The following is a 2,218-nucleotide window of genomic DNA, read 5'->3' as shown; positions in this document are numbered from 1 at the left end:
CCGGCCGGTGAGGACCAGCCGGAGGCGACCACCGCCCCGGCCGGCGATACGCGCACCGGCGCCCCACAGGGGATGAGCTCGACGGACGTCGAGCAGCGCAGCCGGCTCGGCCGGTTCATCTCAATGAGCGCGCTGCCGGGCGACCGCCTGGTGCTCATCGCCAGCGCCCGCGAGAACGAGGCGCCCGACGACATCGTGGCGGCGCTGGAACGGCTGCCCGAGGGCACCGTCTACCAGACGGTCTCCGAGGTGTGGGCCGCGCTCGGCAACAAGAACGAGACGACTCGCTGGTGAGACGGATCGCCCCCGATCCACCAACCCACCAGCGGCTGAAGGAGGTTCCCCGATGAGTGGCGTTACCGAACACGTAGACGTTTCCGTGCCCGTCCGCACCGCGTACGACCAGTGGACGCAGTTCGAGGAGTTTCCCGAGTTCATGGAGGGCGTGCAGGAGGTCCGGCAGCTCTCCGACACGATGACCCACTGGACCGTGGACATCGCCGGGGTGAAGCGCGAGTTCGACGCGGAGATCACCGAGCAGCTCCCCGACGAGCGGGTCGCCTGGCGGTCCACCGGCGGCACCCAGCAGGCCGGCGTGGTGACCTTCCACCGCCTGGACGAGGACAAGACCCGGGTCACCCTGCAACTCGAGTTCGAGCCGCACGGTGTCGTCGAGCAGGCCGGCGACAAGCTCGGCATCGTCGACCGGCGGGCCAAGGGCGACCTGGAACGGTTCAAGACCTACATCGAACGGCGTGGTCAGGAGACCGGTGCCTGGCGCGGGCAGGTGGACCGTCCGCAGCCGTGACGCTGAGCGGTGACCGCAGATGGCCGTCGGGGTTCCCGGCGGCCATCGCCGTGTCCGAGCCTGTTTGCGATCATCGTGCCCGGGTACGGCTGGAGGTATGACCGACGACAGCATCAGGGTGTGGCGGGACGAGGAGCGGCTTCCGTTGGAGGAGTTGGAGCGCGCCGTGTCGGGCTCCAGCCTCGACGGGCAGGCCGACGACGTGACGGGCAACGACGCCGGCGAGGAAGCCGCGTTCGGGCACGGGGCGGCCGCGTCGGACCGCGAGGGACAGGCCCGGGGCAACAGCCGGGAGGCCACCGACCCGCAGCGCGCCTACCGCCCGTCCACCACCGGCAGGACCGGGCCGGACGTCTGACCCGCGTTCCCGGGCCGGTCGGGCGCGGGCGGGTCGACGGCGGGTCGGCGCGTACCCCACTCGTGCAGCGCGATCAGTGCCAGCGCGAGCACCAGCAGCGCCGAGCCCAGCACCTGCACCGACGTGTTGCCGATCAGCACGCCCAGCCCGGCCGGGACGAGCGCCGCGCCGATGCCAGCGGCACCGATCTGCAGCCCGATGGCCCGGTCCGCGTGCGCCACCCCGACCCGTTCGGCGGTGGTGAGGGTGAGCAGCGGAAACACCGGCGCGGCGGCGAAACCGACAACGACCAGGCCGAGCACCGCCAGGACAGCCGGCCCGGGTACCGCGATCAGCGCCGCGCCGACCGCCATTCCGGCCAGGCTGACGCGCAGCACCAGCCCCGCCCCCAGGCGCTCGGCGACCAGACCCTGCACGACTCGGCCGACGAAGAGACTGCCCCAGTACGCGGAGACGCAGCCGCCGGCCACCGCCGCGCTCAGCCCGCGTCCCTCGGTGAGCAGCAGGAACGCCCACAGCCCGGCGGACACCTCGATCGCCACGTACAGCACGAAGGCGAGCGTCCCCGACCAGACCGCCGGCAGCCGCAGCGTCTCCCCGATCGGAACCCGGACCACCGGTGCCGACCCGCCATCGGTGGCGGAGAGCCCGGCCTGGACGGTCGTGCCCGCCTCGGTGCCGGCCGGGACGCCACGGTGCCAGGCCCGCACGGTGAGCGCGAACGCGGCGGCGAGGACGAGTTGGGCGGCGGCGATGATGCCGTACCCCCAGCGCCAGCCGAGCCCGGTGCTCAACACCGCGGTCATGATCAGCGGACCGATCGCCACGCCCAGGCCGAAGAAGGCGTGCAACCAGTTCATGTGGCGCGCCCCGAAGGCCCCGGCGGCGTACGCGTTGAGCCCGGAGTCGACAGCGCCGGAGCCGAGCCCGAGCAGCAGCGCACAGCCCACCAGCACCACCAGCACGGGGCTGGTCGCATAGCCGGTCAGCGCCAGGCTGGCCAGCAGGGTGCTGCCCGCGAGCAGCGCGCCCACGCCGACCCGGGCCAGCGT

General features: G+C 72.9%; 4 protein-coding genes. 3 read left to right on the top strand and 1 reads right to left on the bottom strand.

Annotation, left to right across the window (positions count from 1 at the left end; all coding sequences use genetic code 11):
* The 3 genes from KBX53_RS30475 to KBX53_RS30465 form a co-directional block, all read left to right on the top strand.
* Nucleotides 1-294 (top strand): DUF2795 domain-containing protein (locus KBX53_RS30475; protein WP_210863162.1); only part of this gene is annotated, 294 nt, incomplete at its 5' end.
* A 52-nt stretch (nt 295-346) separates the two neighbouring features.
* Nucleotides 347-808, top strand: a complete 462-nt coding sequence (locus KBX53_RS30470; protein WP_030334984.1) for an SRPBCC family protein — start codon at nt 347-349, stop codon at nt 806-808.
* 97 nt (nt 809-905) lie between these two features.
* Nucleotides 906-1,166, top strand: coding sequence for a hypothetical protein (locus KBX53_RS30465; protein WP_030334986.1), 261 nt, complete (start codon nt 906-908; stop codon nt 1,164-1,166).
* On the opposite strand, the gene KBX53_RS30460 is transcribed toward KBX53_RS30465, so the two are convergent.
* Nucleotides 1,124-2,218, bottom strand: a 1,095-nt coding sequence (locus tag KBX53_RS30460; protein ID WP_210863160.1) for a sugar MFS transporter, incomplete at its 5' end; no start/stop codon positions are given. The two genes, KBX53_RS30465 and KBX53_RS30460, sit on opposite strands and share 43 nt — an antisense overlap.

The sequence above is a fragment of the Micromonospora sp. M51 genome, from assembly GCF_018070305.1.
In the GTDB taxonomy this organism is placed as follows: domain Bacteria; phylum Actinomycetota; class Actinomycetes; order Mycobacteriales; family Micromonosporaceae; genus Micromonospora; species Micromonospora parva.
The sequence above is the reverse complement of the archived record's forward strand: the minus strand, read 5'-3'. Positions and strand labels throughout refer to the sequence as shown.

Coding starts and splice junctions, on each gene's coding strand:
- KBX53_RS30470 (WP_030334984.1), top strand. CDS start 347: ATGAGTGGCGTTACCGAACACGTAGACGTTTCCGTGCCCGTCCGCACC.
- KBX53_RS30465 (WP_030334986.1), top strand. CDS start 906: ATGACCGACGACAGCATCAGGGTGTGGCGGGACGAGGAGCGGCTTCCG.